The following is a 19,703-nucleotide window of genomic DNA, read 5'->3' as shown; positions in this document are numbered from 1 at the left end:
GGGGCTGCGTGCCGATCAAGCTCGCTTCACAACTTTGAAACGATCCTCAAGAAGCAGCCAGTTCTGCGGGAATTTAAGACCAAGCTTCCAGTAGCTGATTCCGCGCAACCCAAGCTCCTTTAACAGGCTGAATTTCGCTTGAATGGAGCGGGCATCCTCGAACCATACGGTATGTTCCTTGCCATTTTCATCCCAATAGTTGAAATGCGGTGCCTGAGCCGTGTAGTCGTACAAGATTTGCGAATGATATTTACGGGCTAACTGTATGGCAGCTTGGGGAGAGACGGCTTTGGCAAAAGCTCCGCCTTTCACGAAGGGCAGTGTCCAGTCGTAGCCATAGAGGTTCTGGCCCATCATAATCTTGGAGGCGGGCATCTCGCTAATCGCATACTCCAGTACTTTGCGTACAGGACCGATTGGGGACACCGCCATAGGGGGACCACCGCTGTAGCCCCATTCATAGGTCATAATCACGACAAAATCCGCAATTTGGCCATGCGCCTTGTAATCGTGTGCGGAGTACCACTGGCCAGCTTGGGCTGCGCTTGTTTTGGGAGCGAGGGCGGTGGACATCAGATAGCCTTGTTGATGAATTTGATCGGCTGCTTTGCGAAGAAAGCGATTATAGGCCTCGCGATCATCGGGGAACAGATGCTCAATGTCAAAATGGATGTCCTTGAAGCCATATTGCTTAGCGGTCGATTGAATCGTCTGAAGCAATCGATTTTGAACGGTTTCGTCCGTAAGGAAAATATGTCCGAGTTCTGCGCTGAACTGATCATTTTCCAGATTGGTCACCACGAGCATTAATGTGACGTTATGCTGAGCTGCGATAGTACGCAAATCGTCCAGCGGAGGGGCATGCAGCGTACCGTCTCGCTGGATGCGGAAGCTGAAGGGAGCTAGGTACGTCAGATGAGGGGCTGCTTCCTTGGCAGATTGAATCAAAGTTGGGGCTACATCCGTGCCTCTAGGTTCCAAATAAGCATTCACTTCCGCCTGAGTACGCGGGGTGGGTGGGATGTACAGGCGAAAGCCGACGGGGAGATGCTGATAGAGGTGGACGCCGTTCATATCAGCCAAGGTCTGTCCGTCGAGTCCCAGCTTTGCGGCAATCATATAGAGGCTTTCGCCAGCGTGCACCCAGTAGTAGGAGCCTGCAATCGGAATGACCAATGCCTGTCCGATGACCAATGACTCGCTGGGTATCATCTCATTGGCTGCTGCAATGGCTTCTATAGATGAACCATAGAGCTGCGAAATACGGTACAAAGACTGTCCCTTCTGGACAACGTGAATTTGCATGGGGGTTCCTCGCTTTCTTCGTAAGCTTGAAGGATGGAATCCGAGCCTACCTTTTTCTTTTACCATATTCGCCTAGAGGGGGATGGGTGTATGTCTAGGGAAACTATATACAGATTGCAAGAACCCCGCGCTGATAAGGATTACGGCAGAGATGTATATCTTGCGGGGGAAAGCGGATACTACAAGAATTGGAAATCAAATCATAAGGATGCTGTTTATGGGAACTAAACCTCGTCGCCAAATTGCGTTTCTTAGCTTGCTGGGCATCACACAGCTGCATCTGCGTAATCCACTCATTATTATGTGGTGGTCTGCCGCCTTTCCAGGTTTCGGTCATCTGCTCTTATCCAAATACTTTCGCGGGTTTATTCTGATTGGCTGGGAAATGTTCATTAATACTCAGATGCATTTGAACGAAGCTATGGTCTATACCTTCATCGGACATTTCGAGCAAGCTAATGACGTCATACAACTCCGTTGGATGTCGCTGTATGCGCCTGTCTATTTATTCGCAATCTATGACAGCTACCGCACCTCCATTGATTTAAATCATCAATACATCCTGGCCAAAAGGGAAAATGCGCCGATCGCACCTTTCAAAATGGCCGGCATGGAAATTAACTACCTCGATAAACGCTCTCCTTCGTTAGGAGTGGTTTGGTCCTTATTAATGCCAGGCATGGGGCAGCTCTTTACACATCGCATCATTATGGCCTTTTTTGTTCTTGGCAACTGGATTATGCTTTGCTATTGGTCGCATTTGCTGGAAGGCATTCATTTTTTGATTTTAGGGGATTTAACGCGTTCGGCGAGTGTGATTACCATGCACTGGATTTTGTTTTTACCATCTATTTATGGGTTTGCTGTCTATGATACTTATGTGAATACGGTTGAATATAACAAACTATTTGATCATGAACAGGCTGTCATGCTGAAAGCGGATTACCAGCATCCTCAATTCCTTTTTCCACAATCGCCACAACAAAAAGGAGGAGGATGACGCCATGCATGTCATCGCATCATTCGACCATTCGATCTATTTGGAAATGGCGATTACTGCGTTGGAAGAGCTGGGTATTCCCAAAGAACGCATCTATGCCGTCCCCTTGCAGGAAAGGCCAAAGAAGCCCAAGATGTTCGACAGCATCAATAGCTCGGATGGGATCAGCTTATTCGATGCTGGCGTTGCTTTGGCCACGGCATGCACAGTGATCGGATCTTCCTATGGGTTTATTTTGAAGGGAGGAGCCATTCTATGGGGGATTATTGGTGCTGTAGTCGGTTTCCTGATCGGTTTTGTCATAGATATCCTGCATCAGAAGAGGAGTTCAATAACGAAAGCGAAAACCAAGAAATCCGAAGTCATTATACTTGTAACTTGTGCCCGTGAAGAGGCTAAACATATACAGGAGGTTTTCTGGGAGCATCTTGCTTTTGGTGTTGCGGTGTGCGATTGAGGAATAGATTGGACAGAAACCCGTCAGAGCCTAAGCTCGAGCGGGTTATTTGGACTGGTACTACTGGTAAATAGTACTATCTGGAAGAAAAACAATCCCCTATAATAAGAAACAAGAGCAGCATACTAAAGCGTTGCAGCAGCAACCACAGGGGGATTTTGGAGATGAACAACATTCGGAAACGGAATACAACAGCATTCACATTCATGGCATGGGCATCCTTTATTGGCGCATTTCTGGCGATGTTCATTGGTATCTATACCTTGGAAGAATCACTGAGTGTCAAAGGCTATTTCGCGGTATGTGCGTTATTTCTCACGATGTCTGCCTTTGTTCTGCAGAAGGTAATCCGTGATAATTTGGAGGATGGCTACATCGGCCGCAAGCGGAATACAGCCGCTTTCACTTTCTTGGCGTGGAGTTCCTTCGCGCTGGCGCTGCTAGGGATGTTCATCGGAATCATTAACTTGGAACAGCTGCTTTCGGTCAAAGGCTACTATGCGGTTACAGCGTTATTCCTTACAATGTCCTCTTTTGTCTTACAGAAAACCGTCCGTGATAATAATGATGATGAGCCGTTGCAACCGGTTGAGCCTAAATTCGAAGAGCTATAAATAACTAAGAAATAAAAGCAGGAAATGACGAAGAAGTTTAGTTCATGATCATGAGCTAAACTTCTTTGTTGTGGGGATAAACAGAAACAAATCGGGCATATTGGGATAATGAGCTAATTCGCATAGAAAGGCTGAGCGTATGACAGTTGAACGAGCTATTTTGATCTGGGTTTGGGTGCTTTGCATCGTTCTCATGCCAATTCTAATACCCAAGCATCGAAGTAGGGAAGCTATCCTTTTGTTTCTTGCCAATCAATTGCTGACTTGGATCCTAAGTGTCATGTTTGTTGAGTGGGGCTTGCTAGAAAATCCGATTCGCGAATTTCCCGCGGCCTCGGGGAGCAATTTCACGAACAATTATTTGCTGTTTCCATTTTTATCAGCGCTGTTTTCCCTCTATTACCCTAATCATAAAAGTTTAGGTTTACAGGTGCTGTATCAATTAATGTTTGTTGTTGGCGGAGGGATTTACATTGCTTGTATCTCTAAATATACAGAACTCCTGCGTTATATTCATTTGAATGTATATCTTCAGATGCTGGTAACAGTGATCATTTTGAATATGACGAGATTATACGGGATTTGGTTTTTCCAAAAGAAAACGCATCAGGAAAGGTAGTACATCCCCTATGAACTGGACGGTTGAGCGCATAATCATCATAGCCGTATGGACCTTTTCCCTGATCGGTTTGCTCATTATACCTAAGCGGCATCGACGCAAGGCGCAGGTAGCTTTTCTATTTCAACAGTTTTTAACCTGGATTCTAGGGCTTATTGTTGTTCAAAATGGTTGGCTGGAATATCCCGTTAGAGAACTTAAACATAATTATACAAGTTTAACTTTTGAAATTATGGGTTATCCGGCGATTGCCGTCTATTTGAATATCTACTATCCCGCCGCCAAAAGCTTATGGGTTCGTTTCCTATACATCATGGCTTATCCCGCAGGAATAACATTCACCGAAATACTGCTTGAGTCATATACGGACGTGATTCGCTATCATTCATGGAACTGGTATTGGACGTTTCTGAGCATTTGGGTGACTTTGCAATTGTCGCTTGTTTTTAACCGGTGGTTTTTTCGCGAGAAAAAGGGGGTTCAGGAATAATTCCTTGTTAGGAACTACGATCCTCTATTTAGAGGAATAGGTACTCAATCGGTGGTGACAGGGAACTAGGGTACGCTATTTGTCAAAAATGTGGGGCAAAGAGGCGGGAACTGTGGATATAGCGGATTGTAGTTCCTCTGGAGGCTGGATAATGGGCGTAATTGGTTAAATAGCGTACCATAGTTCCTCCTAGCTGGAAAAGGTGAGGTGCTTACAGAAATAAGATCGCCCCAGATACGCGCAAGCTTGGACGCGTACCTGAGGCGATGCAGGAGAAAGCTGGAATTCCTTCGGATTAAGAGTTGATCAGATATTGATTCACGGTGGCTTTGATTAATTCCAAACGACCGGACTGGTTCACGATGGTGCCGCTGTTCTGCAGGGCGTAGGCTTCCAGAGATTTGAAGTCCGCTTTGCCGGAGACGATGTCCGCGCCGATGCCGGATTTGAAGGAAGCGTAGCGCGTATCCAAAATGTTGTCGAATACGCGATCTTCGATCAATTTGGCGGCAACTTCCAAGCCGCGAGCGAACGCGTCCATACCCGCGATGTGGGAGTAGACCACATCGATAGGCTCAAAGGAAGTACGGCGAACCTTGGCGTCGAAGTTTACGCCGCCGCGGCCGATGCCGCCTTCGTTGAGCAGGATTTCGTACATCGCGAGGGTAGTCGCGTATAAGTCTGTTGGGAATTCGTCGGTATCCCAGCCGAGCAGCAGGTCGCCTTGGTTCGCATCGATCGAACCAAGAATGCCGTTGACGCGAGCAACACGAAGCTCGTGCTCGAAGGTATGGCCGGCAAGCGTAGCATGGTTGGCTTCCAGGTTTAATTTGAAATATGGCAGCAAATCATATTTTTGCAAGAATGAAAGCGTCGTAGCCGCATCGAAGTCGTATTGGTGTTTGGAAGGCTCTTTTGGTTTAGGCTCGATCAGGAATTGACCCGTATAGCCGATTTCTTTGGCATAATCAACAGCCATGTGCAGGAAACGAGCCAAGTTGTCGAGCTCCAGACCCAGGTCGGTGTTGAGCAAAGTTTCGTAGCCTTCACGGCCGCCCCAGAAAACATAGTTCTCAGAACCAAGCTCTTTGGCATGGTCGAGAGCTTTCTTCACTTGAGCAGCCGCGTACGCGAAGACATCGGCATTATTCGTTGTAGCGGCACCGTGCACGAAGCGCGGGTTAGTGAACATATTTGCAGTATTCCAGAGCAATTTTTTGCCGCTGGACGCCATTTTATCCTTAATCATCGCGACGACGGCATCTAAGTTCTTGTTCGTTTCCTGCAAAGTGTCGCCTTCAGGCGCGATATCACGGTCGTGGAAGGCAAAATAGTCGACATCGAGGATGTTAAGCAGCTCAAAGCAAGCGTCAACACGAGCTTGGGCCAGCTCTAGGCCTGAATATTGATCCCAAGCGCGAACCATCGTGCCGCTGCCGAAAGGATCAGAGCCATTCGCTGAGAAAGAATGCCAGTAAGCGATTGCAAAACGCAGATGTTCGCGCATAGTTTTGCCTAGAACAACTTGGTCCGGATTATAAAATTTAAAGGATAGCGGGTTCGTGGATGTGCGGCCTTCGTACTTAATCGGTTGAATGTTATCAAAATAACTCATGAATTCAGCCTCCCTATTGTGGTTGATAAATGCTTCTGAAGCCATCATAGCACCATTCGAATAGTTTGTAAATTCATTAAACAAACTTAGTTGGTGCGAGAAAAAGCCATTCATGTTAAAATCATTTCAACACATAAAAAGACAAGTACTCGGAGTAGTATGGGGGCTGGCATGAAGCAAACAGGCGATTTAAATCTGGTTAAAAAAATAAATAAATCCATCGTACTTCATCATATTCGCACGGACTCGCCGATCTCACGAGCACGGATTGCGGAGATTGCAGGATTGACCAAGGCGACGGTATCCAGTTTGGTTAATGAGCTTATGGAGAGCCGTCTCGTCGATGAGATCGGAGTCGGGGAGTCAAGTGGCGGACGCAAACCGATGATGCTGCTGTTCAATGGGACAGCGGGTTATGCAATCGGTGTAGATCTGGGTGTGCACGATATTCTTGCTGTTCTCACCGATCTGACCGGCAAGGTCGTTCGTGAGAAGCGGGTCCTGCATGACAACAACTCGGCTGAAGAAGTCATCGATCAGCTAAAGACGATCATTCGTGAGCTGATCAGCAGCGCGCCGGAAAGCGTCTACGGGATTATCGGCATCGGTATCGGAGTGCCCGGCATCTGCGATGAAGACGGCAATCTTCTGTTCGCGCCGAATCTGGGATGGGAGAACGTCTCTTTGCTAGAGCAAATGGAGGAGACTTTCAACATTCCTGTTGTGATTGATAACGAAGCGAATGCAGGCGCAGTCGGAGAGAAGCAGTTCGGGGCGGGCAAAGATACAGCGAATTTGGTGTATATTTCAATCGGCATCGGAATTGGCGCGGGGATTATTATCAAAGGCGAGCTGTATCGCGGTGCGACGGGCTTTGCGGGGGAGATTGGGCACATCTCCATCCAGCATGACGGACCCAAATGCCGCTGCGGCAGTCTAGGCTGTTGGGAACTCTATGCATCGGAGCACGCGTTATTGGAACAGGCTCGCCGAGAATTCGGAGGCGCTGTTACCTTAGACATGCTGCTCGGGAGAGCAGAGGCTGGCGAAGCGGCGGCCATCGCGCTTTTTGAGCGCCTTGGTTATTATCTTGGTGTGGGCGTCGTCAATATCATTAACGGGTACAATCCAGAGTTTATCATTCTCGGCGGCCGTTTGGCTGGAGCGGAGAAGTGGTTGATGAAGCCGCTGCTTCAGCTGCTGGAGAAGCGGTCACTTTCTCACCTTCGCAAGCTGCCTAAGGTTGAGTTTTCCCAATTGAGCGATCGCTCAACTGTGCTTGGGGCGGCATCCTTTGCTGTGGCCAAATTTTTTGCCTCAACGACGGTGTCGGTCGAGCGCAGCTAAAAGGGATGCGAATTGGTGCCCGCCATGAGGTGATTTTTTCCAAGCGGGAAAGGATTGACCGACGGTTCGTTTCTTATGTAGAATGTAGAAAGCCAAGTTATAAACTCGGTATTTCCTCATTAAACATAGAAGGACGGGAATCAACGATGCTTCTGCGTTCACTAATTATGTGCTGTTATTTGATGGGAGCGTATTGGGCATCTTATCACTTCCCATTCTTGAAGATGGTTTTTTTTCCGACTCTCGGTGCGTTCAGCTTCTTATTTATGCATCGTGTTGATCAAATCAAAGACATCGGGCGCATTACGCTTGGTGCTGCGATTGCCGTATCCATTGGCAGTCTCATGTATAGTTTAAGCCATGGTGCGGTTTCATTTTTCATAACGGCCTTGATGACGATCCTGCTGATTCAATTTTTCAAATGGAATGCGGCTCCCATCCTGGCGGTATCCTTCATTCCTTTTTTCGCACATCCAACTTCGTTCTGGGCATTGCCTGCGGCTGTTGTTGTATCCCTGTTAGGGCTTGTGGTGTCGGTTTGGCTTATGGGCAAGGTGGAACGATTGCATTTCGTTACGAAATGGTCGCTATCCTTTGCGCTGCTTCGCAATAAATTCGTACCACTCAAAAAAGAACTTTAAAACGACAAAAAGCGATCAGCAGATGGAACTGCTGTCGCTTTTTTGTCACTATATGAGCAAATAATAGGTTGGGAAAGCGCAAAATGCTCGCATTGTGGCATAATAAAAGGAGTTCAAGATGATCCTCCATAAAGGTGAGACCTTGTTCCGCCAAGGTGAAAAAGGCGGGCTCTACCGACTGCATAGCGGTCTGCTGAAGATTGTCCGTGTCCATGAGGATGGGACGCCGACGCTTGTGAATATCATTGTGCCGGAAGAAACGATACCGCATCACTCGCTCCTAAGTCCAAGCCCTAACTATGGCACCGCGATTGCGTTAGTGACTTGCCAGATTGAACGACTTCCGGCCGAGCAGTGGTATCGGGATTTGGAGCAGCAGCCGGAGAAATTCCGCGAAATTGCGCGGCAGCTGCAGGACAAGCTGCGAATGATGCAGCAGCGGATTGATCAACTGACTGAAGTGAAACCCGCCGTGAGGCTTCAGAAGCTTCAGCGCTGGATACACACCTATTTGGGAAGCATAGTGCTTACGGATGTTTTGACGCAGGAAGAGATCGGTCAATTCATCGGGCTTCGCCGCGAGACGGTGAATCGGCTGCTGCGTGAGCAAGTTAAGATGACCTCCCCAACGGAGTAGAAGTAAGAGCTACAAGCTTCCGGCAGGGCCAAAAAACTCGTAATGAATATCTTCCGCAGGGATACCCCACTCGAGAAGATCGCCATTGATCGCTTTCATGAAGGGGACAGGTCCGCAGAAATAGTAGCAGGCTTCTTTGGCAGGGACGACGGTTTGCAGCCAGTTCAGGTCGATGTAGCCTTGTTTATGAAATGCTTGTTCGGTTAGGTCCTGCTCGTTCGGCTTCTCGTAACACCAATGGATGCTCAAATTCGAATGCTGCTGGGCGATAGTCTCGACCTGCTGCTTGAAGGCATGAAGCTGGCCATTGCGAGCGGCATGAATGAATGTGACTTGACGAGCCGGCTTCGTTACTGCCAGGGTGTTCAGCATGCTGACCATAGGCGTTAGCCCAACACCGCCGCTAATCAGCACAACAGGGCGGGAATCCTGCTGATCGAGTGTGAAATCGCCTGCTGGAGCCGAAATAGGGAGGATATCGCCGACTTCCTTCTGCTCGTGGAGATACACGGAAACCTTTCCGGCAGGACGATCTGCGATGGCGTCTTCCCGTTTAACCGAGATTCGGTAATAAGGCTTGTCTGAAGCATCGGAGAGGCTGTATTGCCGAATATGCGCATGCTCTTCGCCTGGGATTTGCACGTTCACACTGATATATTGCCCCGGCTCAAAAGCAGCCAATGCTCCGCCATCAAGTGGTGTTATATAGAAAGAGGTGATAACATCGCTCTCTTTTACCTTTTGGATTATTCGGAATGGTCTGAAACCGGCCCAGCCTCCTGCCTGTGACTTCGCTTGTTCATACATATCTGCTTCAATACCGATGAAAGCATCTGCAATAACACCGTAAGCTTCTCCCCAAGCTTGTAAAATGTCTTCCGAAGCGGCATCTCCGAGTACATCTTTAATAGCCGCAAGGAGATACTTGCCGACAATCGGATAATGTTCGGCTTGCACGCCCAAGCTGCGATGTTTGTGAGCGATTTGTTTCACCACCGGCAGAATCATCTCTAATCGATCGATGTGCAGGGCGGCTGCATAAACGGCGTTGGCTAAGGCAGTTTGCTGTTTGCCTTGTTTTTGGTTGGCGTGATTGAAAATATGCAGAAGTTCCGGATGCGCCGTGAAAAGCATGTCATAGAAGCGTGTAGTAATGGCCGTGCCATGGATTTCTAAAACGGGAACCGTAGATTTAATGACTTCAATTGTGCGTTGACTCAGCATAGCTATTCGCCTCACTTATGTGCAAGATTCTGTTGATGAGGCAAGTATATCGAAAATAAAGCTTAGGCTTTGTGATCGTAATCACAGGAAAAGCCAACAAACTGTGTCTGTTGCACCTCGCGGTATTCGCGTTATACTAGAATGAAGAAATTTCCATTTTGTCAGGAACGGGAGTGTCTCGATGCCGGATTGGTCTTACCATGCGATATTTCGTCCGTTGCTGTTTCGATTGCCAGGGCGAATAGCTCGAAACTGGACGCTCCATGCCATTGGCGGGTTAAGCCGCATCCCGGGCGGCACGTTCGTGATCAAGACGATGGGGCATATGGAACTGTCGCCTGTCTTGGAAGATCAACTGGCTGGCGTGCCGATCGCTTGCCCGATCGGCTTAAGCAGTTCCCTCGATCCCCATGGGACGGCGCACAAGGCGCTGGCCCAATTCGGGATCGGCTTCATCGAGCTCGGACCTGTGACGGTCCGAGCCGTGCACAGCGATGCGCCAATCACGCGCATCGCCGAAGAAGAAGCCATCGTCTATCCCGATGGCTATGCGAATGACGGCGCCGACGCGATTGTCGCGCGCCTGCGCAAGGGCACAGGGCATCGCCTGCCGCACTTCGTGCGGCTCACGCCGATGCCCGGCAGCTCGCCGCGCGAGGCGCTGCTTCAGCAGCAGGAGCTGCTGGAGAAGCTGGCGCCGTACGCGGCGGGCTTCTACATCGATGGCCTCGCCGAAGGCTGGCCATCGGAAGAGGTCTTGGCGTACCTCGACGAGGTGCGCCAGCTCGGGCAGGCAGCGGCTGAGGGGAAGCCGCTGCTGCTGTACGTGCCGCAGCAATATCCCATCGGGATGCTGCGTGAACTTGTAGACACCGCAGCCGCAGGCTACAGCGGTGTTGTCGTGGGCGAAGCGCAGCGCGACGCGGGCACCCGCAGCATGCGCGTTGGCGGAGCGGAGGCGCTCGCCGCGCAGCTGGAGCGGGTTCGGCTGCTCCGCGAGGCGCTTGGCGAGGCGAGCAGCATCGTAGCGGCTGGCGGAGTTCACCAGCCGCAGGACGCTCTTGAGCTGTTGGCAGCCGGCGCGAATAGCGTTCAGCTGCACAGCGGGCTGGTCTATGCAGGGCCTGGATTGCCTAAGCGAATTAATGAAGCGATTATATATGATCGCATTCAGCACACTGAGGAGCAGATTCCGCCTTCATTCTGGGCGAATTGGGGCTGGATGAACCTGCTTGGGATCGGCATGATGGTTGGCGGCGTGCTGGCGTGGCTTATTGCCTCAACGACTGTGCTCCTGCCTTATGATGAAACCTTCCTCGGCGTGAGCCGAAGTGTCATAAACCGATTTAACGGGCATATTATACATTTCATGTCTCATGACCGCATAACGTTGGCGGGGACGATGATCTCGATTGGCATCTTCTATTCGCAGCTGGCTCGGCATGGCTTGCGAAGCGGGCTGCACTGGGCGCGGACGGCGGTTATCACCTCATGCGCCGTAGGATTCAGCAGCTTTTTCCTTTATCTTGGCTATGGCTATTTCGATCCTCTTCATGCCACAGTCGCGGCGATACTTCTGCCGATGCTGCTGCTCACCATGCGCGGCTTGAAGGATTATCCTTCACGCAAGCCGCCTGGCTTGCTCAACGACGCTGTTTGGCGCAGAGCGCAGTGGGGGCAGTGCTGCTTCGTTGTACTCGGTTGTGGCCTGGCCATCGGCGGTCTGACGATATCCTTCGTGGGGATTACGAATGTGTTTGTGGACACAGATTTAGTCTATATAGGCCTCACAGCCGAACAACTGGCGGCTTGGAACAATCAACTTATTCCGCTTATTGCGCATGACAGAGCTGGTTTTGGCGGAGCCCTCTTTTCCCTCGCGGTAGCGATTACAGCCTCTGCGCTTTGGGGAGTAGGGCAAGGCGAAAGCTGGCTTTGGTGGACGTTTCTCTGGGGCGGATTACCCGGATTTACGGCTGGTCTGCTGATTCATTTTCACATTGGCTATATGGATTTCATTCATTTGCTTCCAGTTTACATAGCTGTCATGCTATACGGAATTGGATTGTACTTGTTGTATCCGTTTCTGGTCAGCAGCGCAGGCAAGTATGCCCGCGTTACGAGAACGAACGAACAATTTTAACATAAAGGCAGGTGTGGCTTGTGGAAAAGCTAGCGATTATTTCCGATATCCATGGCAATATGCCTGCATATGAAGCCGTGATGAAGGATATTCAGCAGCGGGCTGTGACACAAATCATTTGTCTCGGAGACTTGATAGGCAAGGGCCCCCATTCCGAAAAAGCCGTGGATCGGGTACGTGAAGATTGCGATGTGGTCATCATGGGAAATTGGGATGATTTCATCGGAAATCCAACGAAGGACGCTATACTTCTGTGGCAGCAGGATAGACTCGGCAAGGAACGGATCGCGTATTTAAAAGGGCTGCCTTTCTGCTACGAGTTTTGGATGAGCGGGAAATTTGTAAGGCTGTTTCATGCTTCGCCTAGAAGTGTGTATGAACGCATTCAGCCTTGGGATTCGATGGAGAGCCGCTTGTCGATGTTTGAAGCCTCGGAGTTTTGTGGAGAGCTGCGGCCTGCGGATGTAGCAGGCTATGGGGACGTTCACAACGCTTACCTGCAGATTCTGAATGGCAGAATGCTGTTTAACACAGGAAGCGTAGGCAATCCCTTGGATATTACGCAAGCCTCCTATGTGCTTCTCGAGGGGCATTATCACAGTGAGGAGCCTGGTGCTTTCAACCTTCAGCACGTGCGAATTCCGTACGACATCGAACTGGCTGTACAGCAGGCTAAAGATGAAGGGATGCCTGATGCCGAAGCTTACATCCTGGAATTGCGCACAGGGCAATATCGCGGCAGGAAAAAAACGTAACCAGCGTTATTTGCTGTCAAACGCCCGAAGATGTGCCTCAGGTAGAGAACAGGAGCCCCAAGAGCCTTCTATCTACTTTAAAAGCGGGCGTTTGAGCGAAATAGGAGCCTTTAAAGCCTCTTATTTGCTCTCAAATACTCGGAAATCTGCTCCTGTGAAGTGGAGCGCATCAAAGAAATACAAAAAAAGGGCTATCCCCAAGTAGATTGATCTACTATGGAACAGCCCTTTTTTTTATCCTTAGAAGTTTCTTGCCAAATCTTTCGCGCGGCCAATGGCTTCTTCTTTAATTTGCGCTGCTTTGTCAGGGAATTGATTATGTCCCTCTACGAACAGTCCTTGGAAATCCGTGATGCCGAAGAATCCCATAATAATGCCGATGTAGCGGTGTCCGGATTCCATGGCGGCTGCCGGTCCTTCTGAATAAATACCGCCTCTGGCTTGGATATGCAGTGCTTTTTTGCCCGGCAGTAGGCCGACAGGGCCTGCTTCCGTATATTTAAATGTTTTGCCGGCCATACACAGGGAGTCGAGATAAGCCTTCATAATCGGAGGAAAAGAAAAGTTCCACATCGGTGTGACAAAAACGTATTTATCCGCTGCGACGAATTGATCGGTTAATTCCCCGAGCCGGCTGACTTTGTTTTGTTCATCTTGGCTTAAGGTTGAAAAGTCTTGGCCGCCGCGCAGTTTCCCCCATCCGCTGAACACATCGGCGTCAATGTGAGGGACAGCGATGCTGTACAAGTCGAGAGGGATTACTTCGTCGCTCGGATGAGCTTCCCGATAAGCGTCAATGAAAGCTTTACCTACGGCCATACTGTAGGAAGTTTGGTGATCGTGCGGATGCGCTGTGATGTATAAAATCGTTGCCAAAGTTGATCTTCCTTTCTTATGGTGGGCTTTTGAACCTCTATAATGTTCATTAAAAGCCGGCAAACTATGCATCAAGATTTTCGTCTTAATCCGCACATTTGCTAAATTTGTAAAGGGATTTGCATTGAGCCTAAGCTCCTTTTGGGTTATGATGAAAGACGGTGCATTTGGCACTATTCTTTGATGTCTACGCTACACAGTCTACTGACAAATTTATATAAAGTGAGATGGATGATGATGAAACCTACAGATGCAAACTATAAAATGCCAGCCGAATGGACAACCCACGAAAGAACGTTCATTTCTTGGCCCGTGCAAGATTCCATGGTCTACCCTGAAGATCACGCAGTGGTGACCAAAGGCTATGAGGATCTGGTCAAAGCGATTGCTGAGTTCGAGCCTGTGACCGTGGTTGTGAATCCTGCGGAAGCGGAGCAAGTGAAAGCACGTTTTACCGAGAGCAATGTCGATTTTCTGGAGATCGAGCACAATGATGCTTGGTTCCGCGATAACGGGCCAACGTTCTTGCTGAATGAGCAGCAGGAAATCGCGGCTGTGAACTGGAAGTTCAACGCTTGGGGCGGCAAATATGCGCCATGGGATCTGGATGACAACGTCGCTCCGCAAATCCTCGAGCATCATGGGGTGAAGCGTTTTGACGCTCCGCTGGTCATGGAAGGCGGGTCCATTCATGTGGATGGAGAAGGCACGCTTCTGACGACGGAAGAATGTCTCCTGAACACGAACCGCAATCCGGATTTGAGCCGCGAGCAGATCGAAGCATACGTGAAAGATTTCGTTAACGTAGAGAAGATCATCTGGCTGAACAAAGGGTTGGACGGGGATGAAACAGACGGTCACGTCGATAATATCGCCTGCTTTGCAGCTCCCGGCAAGGTGATTTTGCAAGTCTGCAACGACCCGTCGGATGCCAACTATGCGATCACACAAGAAAATTTAGAAATTTTACGTCATGCTAAGGATGCCAAAGGACGCTCTTTTGAGATTATCCAAATCGAGCAGCCCCCTCTTACCTTCTTTGAGGAGCAGCGGTTAACGCTCAGCTATTTGAACTTTTATTTCGTGAACGGCGGCATTATTTTGCCGGTATTTGGCGGAACAGCAGAAGAAACAGACCGCAAGGCTGAAGAAGTGCTGAGCGCGGCCTTCCCGGATCGCCGAATCCGCAAAATCAACGGCATGTCTATCATCAAAGAGGGTGGCAATGTCCACTGCACAACACAGCAAATGCCAGCAAGCCAGAAAGGGTAGGTGACTTTCATTGAGAAACGTCAAAGTAGCAGCGACACAAATGAGCTGTTCCGATAACATAGATGAAAACATTCGCAAGGCTGAGGCCTTGGTTCGTCAAGCAGCCGCTAAGGGTGCGCAAATTATTTTGATTCAAGAGCTTTTTGAGACGCCTTATTTCTGCCAAAAAGAGAAGGCCGATTACTACCGTTACGCAACCGAGCTTGAAAACAATAAAGCGATCAATCACTTCCGTGAGATTGCCAAAGAACTGCAGGTCGTACTGCCGATCAGCTTCTACGAGAAAAAGAACTATGCGCGCTACAACTCGCTTGCCGTTATTGATGCAGATGGCCAAGTGATGGGCACGTATCGCAAAAGCCATATTCCGGACGGTCCGGGGTATGAAGAGAAGTTCTATTTCAATCCTGGTGACACCGGGTTCAAAGTTTGGAAAACCCGCTACGCCAAAATCGGCGTAGGCGTATGCTGGGACCAGTGGTACCCGGAAGCGGCCCGCGTTATGGCGCTTATGGGAGCTGAGCTGCTGTTCTACCCAACGGCAATCGGCTCCGAGCCGCAGGATGGATCGATCGATTCCAAGGATCACTGGCAAATGTGCATGCGCGGCCATGCGGCTTGCAATCTCATGCCGGTCATCGCATCCAACCGAATCGGCAAGGAAGTGGATGAAGATTCCAGCATCGACTTCTATGGCTCATCGTTCATTGCAGGCCCGCAGGGCAATTTGATTGAAGAAGCTGGCCGCGACGAAGAAACGGTGCTCGTCGCTGAGTTTGATCTTGATCAGCTGGAAATTCAGCGAATTGAGTGGGGGATTTTCCGCGACCGTCGTCCGGATCTATACAAGAAGATTGGTACCTATGATGGAGATCAGGTGCTGTAATCGGCATTTTGTACATTTGCTGAACGGGTTTCGGGTGTCATAGTAATAATTTTTGGTTTGATTGCCATCATAGGGAGCTGTTTCCTAAGTAGATTAACCTACTTGAGGGCAGTTCCCTTTTGCTTTCTCACTGCCATGAGGCAGTCTTGTTCCTGCTCTAGTTGCTTGCTTGTATAAACCTGCAAATAAGCATCCTTTTTGCTCAGGGGACAGCCTCAATCATGAAATTCCTGCGATTGTGCATCTTTTTTAGGCTTTTTCTGCATCAATGGCTGGAAAAGACAAAAATACCTGCACTATTGCAGGAATTTCCACTTTTTTATCGAATTCTCCTGAAAATTCCTGCATATTCGCAGGTTCTTACACTCAGTTAGTGCCACATCTCCACTTTAACGCCGAAAAATGTACTTATAGCCAGGCAGCGGCTCGCAAGCGCGATGGTTAGCTCCAATCCGCTTTAAGTGGTATAATTGGTATATAATTGAAATGCTCGATAAAGGGGCTGCTGCTAATTATGAAGGGAACGGATAATAAGGCTCTGCACGATGAAATTTGGAATAAACTCCAACATCACAATGAAGCGTATGTGCATAAATTTTTGCAGGAAAGCTTGCGTAAAGTAGGCAGCAATACGTCTAATAATAGAGTATCTGATTTCCTAATAGAGCTGCTTCGCACACCTTTATTTTGGGGAAGCCTGTTGTCTGTTACACTAGGGGTTCCTGCATTCCTTTTTCTGATTACTTGGATTCTGGGGATGGCTGATTGAGACGGGAGGTTGGTGGGATGAAGATAAGGTTATTGCTGGCTGTAGGTGCGCTCTTGTTGTTTCTAACGGGCTGCGCCAAAGATATAGGTCAAGCCATTGAAGCGGATCTTTTAACCATCACGACGGATACGAAGTCGCAGGCTTCCAGCAATCCTGGTGTCTACATGGCCAATCAACAGAAAGCCTGTGATGATATAATCAGCTACGGCGATGCTGGGCTTGAATATTTAGTCAAAACTCTTAAGTCTAGCGAAAGCAGCGGACTCAAGGAATGGATCATGGCCTATGCCTGTGCCGAAATTCTAGGCGAACAAAACCCTGTCAAACAGTGGGCGACCAGCGAAGAGTGGCTGTCAGGCTATGAATTAGCGAAAGTGCAGAAATAATGAATCTGGCAGGATGCTAGCCAATAATGATTGGAGTGATCGTTAGATGGATCCGTCTAAATATGAAAAATATTTCTCGACCGACGGCTTCTGGTCCAAGCTCAAAAAAGGGGCCAAAAAAGCAGGCAGTAAAGTGATCTACAGTGGACTGCTGCTTTTCTATGCGGTGGAGAGTCCGAAAACTCCGCTCAGAGCCAAAGTACAAATCTATGGAGCGCTGGGCTATCTCATTCTGCCGCTGGATATCGTGCCTGATTTGCTGCCGGTTATTGGCTATGTCGATGATTTGAGTGTGCTTGGACTAGCGTTAGCTGCGGTTGCCAAGAGCATTGATGACGACGTGAAGCGTAAAGCGAAGAGCAAGCTGCGGGATTTTCTAGGTGATGAAGTGATGAGCAGCAAAGATATTATTGATATTGACGGGCAGCTCGTAGCGGACAAAGACAAGGACCCCGCGATGTCGGGTATGGACCTTGGGAAGTAAACGTGATTTCGACTTCCGTTGCAACGCCAAAAAGCTCCGTTTCCACAAGCAGTGGAAATGGAGCTTTTTGTTTATTTATGATGTTTCAAGCGGTTTAGCAGGAAACTAACCAATTATGAGTATCTGAGGTACGTCCAAACTGGATGTCCGTAATCGTGTCGTAAAGGCGCTGAACCAGCTCACCGATGTTCCCCTGATTAATGACCATCGATTTGCCCTGCCACAGCAGGCTGCCAATCGGAGAGACAACCGCGGCAGTTCCAGTTCCGAAGGCTTCCTCTAACGTTCCGTTCTCATAGGCGGCTACGATATCGTCAATGGCGATTTTTTGTTCTTTCACGGGAATGCCCCACTCGTTCAACAGGTGGATGATGCTCTTGCGAGTGATCCCCTCGAGAATGCTGCCGCTAAGGCTAGGGGTCACAACTTCTCCGTTAATTTTGAAAAAGACGTTCATGCTGCCCACTTCTTCGAGGTATTTCTTCTCGATGGCATCAAGCCAGAGAACTTGGGCGCAGTTATTTTCTTTGGCAACAGCTTGCGCATTGAGGCTGGCTGCGTAGTTTCCTGCAACTTTGGCGTTGCCTGTGCCGCCTTGGACAGCTCGGGCAAAATGGCCCTCGACCAAGATGTTAACAGGCTGAAGACCTTCTTCATAGTAAGCGCCAACGGGCGACATAATGATAATGAACGAGTAGCGTGACGAAGCCCGCACACCCAATCCGGCTTCAGTCGCCATAACAAAAGGGCGAATATAGAGGGAGGATCCCTCTTTCCGAGGCACCCATTCGGCATCTAGGCGTACAAGACTTTGAATGGCATGAACGACGAATTCCTCATCTAGAGCGGGCATGCTCAGCCGTTCACAGGAACGGTTAAGGCGCTTCGCGTTTTGGTCGGGACGGAAAAGAACGATATCTTCTTTATCTGTGCGAAAAGCTTTGAGCCCCTCGAACACGGCTTGCCCGTAGTGAAAAACCATAGCAGCAGGGTCATGAGACAGTGGACCGTAAGGAATAATGCGGGGGTCATGCCAGCCTTGACCTTCCTCGTAATCCATAATAAACATATGATCAGTAAAATGACGCCCGAATCCTAGGTTCTCTTCTTGTCCAGGCTTAGTTTTGCAAGAGGGATTGCGCTCGATCCGAATAGTTCCATACATCGCGAATAACCGCCTTTCGTTCCCATGAAAGTATTCCTTCTACTATAGAGAAATTTCAATCATTGATCAATTCCGATTTATCAATTAACATCATAGGTAATAGCTATGATCGGTGGTGGCAAGAATGGAGTATCGATTATTAGAATATTTTATTGCCGTATGCGAGGAATTGCATTTCACTAGAGCAGCGGAGAAATTGGGCATCAGTCAGCCCACGCTCAGCCAACAGATTCGTTTGATTGAGCATCGGGTGGGCTCTCCGCTTTTTCAACGGATTGGCAAAAAGGTGTATATCACGGAAGCCGGAGAAATTCTCCTGAAGCATAGCAGAAATATTTTTCATGAATTGGATCAAGCGCAAGCGGCGTTGAATGAGATTCAGGGGATGCAGCGGGGCAAGCTGCGGATTGGCTGCTCCGGGAATCATTTGCTGACAGCTACCATTATGGCCTTTCATGCCCAGTATCCGAAGATCGAGCTGTCCGTAACCGAGCTTGCCACGGAGGAAACCAAGGATGGTTTGCTGAATAACCAGCTCGATATTGGCGTTGTTTTTTTGCCTGATGAAGATGAGCAGTTGGCTTGCATCCCCTTGTATAATGAGAAGCTGCTGTTTGTTGTTTCTGACAAGCATCCGCTTGCGCAGGCCCAAGCGATTCCACTGGAAGAGCTCGTTCAGCTTCCTGTCGCGATGATGCCAGGCAAGTTCTATGTACGGCAATTGATGGACGAATGCTGTAAAAAGAATGGCTTTGAATGGAAGCCGATACTTGAGCTCTCAACGCTGGAGTCTTTGCTCCAGATGGCTAAACAGAATGTGGTCGGGGTGATTTTGCCAGGCTCGTATGTGGATAGTATCCGCAGCAGTGAGATCATCTGTATTCCGATTGTCGATCCTGTTCCGCAGAAGGATGTAGGGATCGTATACCGTAAGGACATGTATTTATGCAAAACGACGGATACGTTTATGAAGCAGTTGAAACACCAATTTCTTGACGATGCCACAATCTACTGAGAA

At 49.0% G+C, this 19,703-nt stretch carries 22 protein-coding genes and 1 pseudogene; 18 read left to right on the top strand and 5 right to left on the bottom strand.

Annotation, left to right across the window (positions count from 1 at the left end; genetic code table 11):
* Window positions 1-15 precede the first annotated feature (15 nt).
* Entirely contained in the window at window positions 16-1,305 is a 1,290-nt protein-coding gene (locus tag BC351_RS09415) for a glycoside hydrolase family 18 protein (protein ID WP_079411090.1), read from the bottom strand.
* 90 nt (window positions 1,306-1,395) lie between these two features.
* Between BC351_RS09415 and BC351_RS42695 the strand changes: the two genes are divergently transcribed.
* The 7 genes and pseudogenes from BC351_RS42695 (at window position 1,396) to BC351_RS09390 (ending at window position 4,485) form a co-directional block, all read left to right on the top strand.
* A complete protein-coding gene (locus BC351_RS42695; protein ID WP_167388010.1) occupies window positions 1,396-1,533 on the top strand; it encodes a hypothetical protein in 138 nt (45 codons plus the stop codon).
* The gene (locus tag BC351_RS42135; protein WP_244208935.1) at window positions 1,523-2,305 is read left to right on the top strand and encodes a hypothetical protein; all 783 of its coding nucleotides are present in this window, start codon (window positions 1,523-1,525) and stop codon (window positions 2,303-2,305) included. Before BC351_RS42695 ends, BC351_RS42135 begins: the two co-directional genes overlap by 11 nt.
* Window positions 2,306-2,309: 4 nt before the next feature.
* On the top strand, window positions 2,310-2,762 hold the full coding sequence (locus tag BC351_RS09405; RefSeq protein WP_079411087.1) for a hypothetical protein: 453 nt from the start codon (window positions 2,310-2,312) through the stop codon (window positions 2,760-2,762).
* A 173-nt stretch (window positions 2,763-2,935) separates the two neighbouring features.
* Window positions 2,936-3,130: pseudogene (locus tag BC351_RS44090) on the top strand (YiaA/YiaB family inner membrane protein); the annotation flags it as partial.
* On the top strand, window positions 3,122-3,376 hold the full coding sequence (locus BC351_RS44085) for a YiaA/YiaB family inner membrane protein (protein WP_425270910.1): 255 nt from the start codon (window positions 3,122-3,124) through the stop codon (window positions 3,374-3,376). The pseudogene BC351_RS44090 and the gene BC351_RS44085, both read left to right, overlap by 9 nt.
* Before the next feature lie 139 nt (window positions 3,377-3,515).
* Entirely contained in the window at window positions 3,516-3,995 is a 480-nt protein-coding gene (locus BC351_RS09395) for a CBO0543 family protein (protein WP_144028326.1), read from the top strand.
* Window positions 3,996-4,005: 10 nt separating this feature from the next.
* The gene (locus BC351_RS09390) at window positions 4,006-4,485 is read left to right on the top strand and encodes a CBO0543 family protein (protein ID WP_079411082.1); all 480 of its coding nucleotides are present in this window, start codon (window positions 4,006-4,008) and stop codon (window positions 4,483-4,485) included.
* A 295-nt stretch (window positions 4,486-4,780) separates the two neighbouring features.
* On the opposite strand, the gene xylA is transcribed toward BC351_RS09390, so the two are convergent.
* Window positions 4,781-6,100, bottom strand: a complete 1,320-nt coding sequence (gene xylA / locus BC351_RS09385; RefSeq protein WP_079411080.1) for a xylose isomerase — start codon at window positions 6,098-6,100, stop codon at window positions 4,781-4,783.
* 171 nt (window positions 6,101-6,271) lie between these two features.
* Here xylA and BC351_RS09380 point away from each other — a divergent pair, with 171 nt between their 5' ends.
* The 3 genes from BC351_RS09380 to BC351_RS09370 all read left to right on the top strand — a co-directional run bounded on the left by BC351_RS09380 (window position 6,272) and on the right by BC351_RS09370 (window position 8,725).
* Window positions 6,272-7,447, top strand: coding sequence for an ROK family transcriptional regulator (locus BC351_RS09380; RefSeq protein WP_079411078.1), 1,176 nt, complete (start codon window positions 6,272-6,274; stop codon window positions 7,445-7,447).
* Window positions 7,448-7,593: 146 nt separating this feature from the next.
* Window positions 7,594-8,088: a hypothetical protein gene (locus BC351_RS09375; protein WP_079411075.1), complete on the top strand. Its 495-nt coding sequence runs from the start codon at window positions 7,594-7,596 to the stop codon at window positions 8,086-8,088.
* Between the two features lie 118 nt (window positions 8,089-8,206).
* Window positions 8,207-8,725 (top strand): Crp/Fnr family transcriptional regulator, encoded by a 519-nt coding sequence (locus tag BC351_RS09370; protein ID WP_079411072.1) that lies wholly within the window; start codon window positions 8,207-8,209, stop codon window positions 8,723-8,725.
* Window positions 8,726-8,734: 9 nt separating this feature from the next.
* On the opposite strand, the gene hmpA is transcribed toward BC351_RS09370, so the two are convergent.
* Window positions 8,735-9,949, bottom strand: a complete 1,215-nt coding sequence (gene hmpA, locus BC351_RS09365; RefSeq protein WP_079411069.1) for an NO-inducible flavohemoprotein — start codon at window positions 9,947-9,949, stop codon at window positions 8,735-8,737.
* Between the two features lie 181 nt (window positions 9,950-10,130).
* Here hmpA and BC351_RS09360 point away from each other — a divergent pair, with 181 nt between their 5' ends.
* Window positions 10,131-12,092 (top strand): dihydroorotate dehydrogenase, encoded by a 1,962-nt coding sequence (locus BC351_RS09360; RefSeq protein WP_079411067.1) that lies wholly within the window; start codon window positions 10,131-10,133, stop codon window positions 12,090-12,092.
* A gap of 20 nt (window positions 12,093-12,112) precedes the next feature.
* Window positions 12,113-12,847, top strand: coding sequence for a metallophosphoesterase family protein (locus BC351_RS09355; RefSeq protein ID WP_079411065.1), 735 nt, complete (start codon window positions 12,113-12,115; stop codon window positions 12,845-12,847).
* 240 nt (window positions 12,848-13,087) lie between these two features.
* On the opposite strand, the gene BC351_RS09350 is transcribed toward BC351_RS09355, so the two are convergent.
* Window positions 13,088-13,723 (bottom strand): FMN-dependent NADH-azoreductase, encoded by a 636-nt coding sequence (locus tag BC351_RS09350; protein WP_079411063.1) that lies wholly within the window; start codon window positions 13,721-13,723, stop codon window positions 13,088-13,090.
* A gap of 237 nt (window positions 13,724-13,960) precedes the next feature.
* Between BC351_RS09350 and BC351_RS09345 the strand changes: the two genes are divergently transcribed.
* The 5 genes from BC351_RS09345 to BC351_RS09325 all read left to right on the top strand — a co-directional run bounded on the left by BC351_RS09345 (window position 13,961) and on the right by BC351_RS09325 (window position 17,520).
* Window positions 13,961-14,995, top strand: a complete 1,035-nt coding sequence (locus BC351_RS09345; protein WP_079411165.1) for an agmatine deiminase family protein — start codon at window positions 13,961-13,963, stop codon at window positions 14,993-14,995.
* 10 nt (window positions 14,996-15,005) lie between these two features.
* Window positions 15,006-15,881 carry an N-carbamoylputrescine amidase gene (aguB, locus tag BC351_RS09340; protein WP_079411061.1) on the top strand — a complete coding sequence of 292 codons (876 nt, stop codon included), beginning with the start codon at window positions 15,006-15,008 and terminating at the stop codon, window positions 15,879-15,881.
* A 514-nt stretch (window positions 15,882-16,395) separates the two neighbouring features.
* Entirely contained in the window at window positions 16,396-16,650 is a 255-nt protein-coding gene (locus BC351_RS09335; RefSeq protein WP_079411059.1) for a hypothetical protein, read from the top strand.
* Between the two features lie 17 nt (window positions 16,651-16,667).
* Window positions 16,668-17,036, top strand: coding sequence for a hypothetical protein (locus BC351_RS09330; protein WP_079411057.1), 369 nt, complete (start codon window positions 16,668-16,670; stop codon window positions 17,034-17,036).
* Between the two features lie 46 nt (window positions 17,037-17,082).
* A complete protein-coding gene (locus BC351_RS09325) occupies window positions 17,083-17,520 on the top strand; it encodes a YkvA family protein (RefSeq protein WP_079411055.1) in 438 nt (145 codons plus the stop codon).
* Window positions 17,521-17,614: 94 nt separating this feature from the next.
* On the opposite strand, the gene BC351_RS09320 is transcribed toward BC351_RS09325, so the two are convergent.
* Complete coding sequence (locus BC351_RS09320; RefSeq protein WP_079411053.1) at window positions 17,615-18,685, bottom strand: branched-chain amino acid aminotransferase; 1,071 nt, start codon at window positions 18,683-18,685, stop codon at window positions 17,615-17,617.
* Window positions 18,686-18,809: 124 nt separating this feature from the next.
* On the opposite strand from BC351_RS09320, the gene BC351_RS09315 reads away from it, so the two are divergent.
* Window positions 18,810-19,700: a LysR family transcriptional regulator gene (locus BC351_RS09315; protein WP_079411051.1), complete on the top strand. Its 891-nt coding sequence runs from the start codon at window positions 18,810-18,812 to the stop codon at window positions 19,698-19,700.
* Window positions 19,701-19,703 lie beyond the last annotated feature (3 nt).

The sequence above is a fragment of the Paenibacillus ferrarius genome (genome assembly GCF_002027705.1).
Classification (GTDB): Bacteria; Bacillota; Bacilli; order Paenibacillales; family NBRC-103111; genus Paenibacillus_E; species Paenibacillus_E ferrarius.
The sequence above is the reverse complement of the archived record's forward strand: the minus strand, read 5'-3'. Positions and strand labels throughout refer to the sequence as shown.